Origin of the sequence: Prevotella sp. S7-1-8, assembly GCF_000758925.1 — a bacterium.
In the GTDB taxonomy this organism is placed as follows: Bacteria; Bacteroidota; Bacteroidia; order Bacteroidales; family Bacteroidaceae; genus Prevotella.
This window is the reverse complement of record NZ_JRNC01000116.1, coordinates 1-2,405: the sequence shown is the minus strand read 5'-3', so window position 1 is coordinate 2,405 and position 2,405 is coordinate 1. Positions and strand designations below refer to the sequence as shown.

The window sequence follows — 2,405 nt, the reverse complement described above, 5'->3', positions numbered from 1 at the left end:
CATCAACTGGGCTTTTAATACCCACCCCGAAGAGCGGATAATTGAAACAACCGAAAATCCCTAACACAATGAGCCACGCAACCTTAAAAATTGCGTGGCTTCTTTTCTTTCTCTTTGAACGAGCAGGCGACCAAAGAAAAGAAGCAAAAGAAAGTCGCAGAAAAGTACCTTTTAGTTGATGACGTTTGGCATAATATCACTCCAATTAGTCGCTAAGAATTCTTTAGTTGTCCGTGGAATAGCGAACCGTTTTTTGCAGGTTTTGAATTTGTTACACATAAGAAAGTTGTTGAAATGACTTAAATAGAATGGGTTCTTAGTTTTTTTTAGTTCTTTCTTAAATTTATTCGCAAAAACTTTCTTTTCTTTCGATGAATATATAAAACCACGCTTAGCTTCTCCCTCCATAATGGTATCGCTGATCCTTTTTTTTATAGCATCAGGCGTAAACTGAGTTTCAAGATAATTTTTATAAATTCTTCTAAAGAGTTCTGGTGCATTTACAAAAGAGTATTCCTGGGGCCTATCTGGATTTGCTCTAAAAAGGCACTGCAAAGATTTCGTAATATCGAATGATTGTAAAAACTCATCGTAGAATTCACTGTAGCTTATGTATATATCATCATTTTGTAAGGCATATAAAGAGCCTATTATCCCAAAGAAAGGTGATGGTTCTTCCAATAAGGTGTAATACAAGATGTCCATACCGAAACAAATCCCCATGGTTATCAATAAATTGTTCTGAGTTTCGATATTTATGCACCGCATATCTGATACGAAGTTGCTCCAAGGTATCAAATCTTTGTTAGCCAGTACAAGACCATCATGGTTGCTACTTCCATGTAATTCAAAATGAAGAATAGGAATTACATGGTTATCTTTGGTCTCTTGTTTTATTCTTTTGATAATATTGACCCAATCTTCTAATGAAAGAACCTGTACATACTCTGTAGCTAAATCACTATGACAGTAACTTCGTCTCTTGATAATATCATCGTACAATTCTTTACCAGTTTGACGCTCATCTTGTAGAGATTCTACGACGTAAATTTTATTAAATCTGAAAAAATCCATAAATCAAAGTTTTTATTTCAACAAAATTACTCATTCATAATTAGAAAGACAAATAAATCAACAAGAAACTACCGCTTATGATTCGATAAACTTGCACACACCTTTACCTTACATCTACAAGATTTTAGATACTCCTTGTAGAGATTTCTTCCATTATCTTCTATCTTGCGTAGTAGTGGGATTGGGAATCTTCATAAGCCAATACACGGCTCCACACCTATATGATATGATATCACGTCAATGTAAACTATAAAGCGTATTATAAAAAACTAAAATCATTATTATTGGCAATTGAAGAGACGAGGTAGAAGTTGTACTTTTGCAAAATAAGAATAGATGTATCAAGGTATATAGAACAGCACAAACTCCACCTGTCTGCGTTTAACTAATCCACTCAAAACTTTTCCCTTATATCGGCAGAACGAAACATACTCTCGATAGAAGCTCCTGTCTCCAGCTTCAATCTTTCGCAGTAGCTTACTCTTTTGGTGCTTACCATAACCAAGCAATCGCCCTACACCCACATTATAGGCAAGCAAGGTCAGCAGCAGCGCATCCTTGCCATAGCCTTTGAAGTGTTCAAAGCATTTCCAAAGGTCGGCACGGAGTAGGGAGTCCGCCTGCCGCTCTATCATATTCGCTGTGAAACGCTCTCCCCGTTGCAGCTGATGCCCATACCCAACATACGGATAATTCTTCCAACCGTGCAGTCCCTCAAAATATTTCACAACAACTACCGCACGTTCAAAAGGTGGCAAGTTCGCCAGCCGCACCCTGCGCTGGGCAAGGGTCGGCTGGCAGAGCAAGCACATTATACAGAATAAAGCAAAGCGTTTAGCAGTTCGCATCGTTCAAGGCTTTGGTTACTGCTGAGTTGGTCTTTCCCTTTTCCTCCGCCTTTTCATTGTTGAAGTTGAACGACAGTTTGGCGATTTGCCCGAAGTTGTCCTCCACATACACATCAATGGTTTGTCGGTCTGTGGAAGCAGAGGTGTAGTAAAGTCGGAAAACATCCTTGGTGAGCGGATAGCGGTCGTTAGGCTTGAATACCGTCCCATTGTCCATTCTTAGCGTTCCTTTCCCGTCGGGCTGGAAGTATCGGATGGTGTAGCGTGTGTCGGCAAATTCGCCCCCTCGTTTGAGGGTGCAGCGTATCTCTGCCGTCTGTCCCTTGACGATGTCCTTCTGGACAGGCATCGTCTCGACAGTGAACGGATAACACTGCTGAACATCCAACTCCCTATCACAAGCAGATAAACAAAACACGGCAAGGGTTAGTACTCCCATTACCCATATACTATTAAAAATTTTCTTTTTCATTGTTCCCTACA

General features: G+C 39.8%; 3 protein-coding genes. All 3 read right to left on the bottom strand.

Annotation, left to right across the window (positions count from 1 at the left end; genetic code table 11):
• Positions 1-171: 171 nt before the first annotated feature.
• The 3 genes from HMPREF1640_RS12105 to HMPREF1640_RS12095 all read right to left on the bottom strand — a co-directional run bounded on the left by HMPREF1640_RS12105 (position 172) and on the right by HMPREF1640_RS12095 (position 2,394).
• Positions 172-1,074, bottom strand: coding sequence for a hypothetical protein (locus HMPREF1640_RS12105; protein ID WP_036895245.1), 903 nt, complete (start codon positions 1,072-1,074; stop codon positions 172-174).
• A 341-nt stretch (positions 1,075-1,415) separates the two neighbouring features.
• Positions 1,416-1,922 (bottom strand): lysozyme, encoded by a 507-nt coding sequence (locus HMPREF1640_RS12100; RefSeq protein WP_036895244.1) that lies wholly within the window; start codon positions 1,920-1,922, stop codon positions 1,416-1,418.
• Positions 1,909-2,394 (bottom strand): DUF3872 domain-containing protein, encoded by a 486-nt coding sequence (locus tag HMPREF1640_RS12095; RefSeq protein ID WP_036895243.1) that lies wholly within the window; start codon positions 2,392-2,394, stop codon positions 1,909-1,911. Before HMPREF1640_RS12095 ends, HMPREF1640_RS12100 begins: the two co-directional genes overlap by 14 nt.
• Between the last annotated feature and the right edge of the window lie 11 nt (positions 2,395-2,405).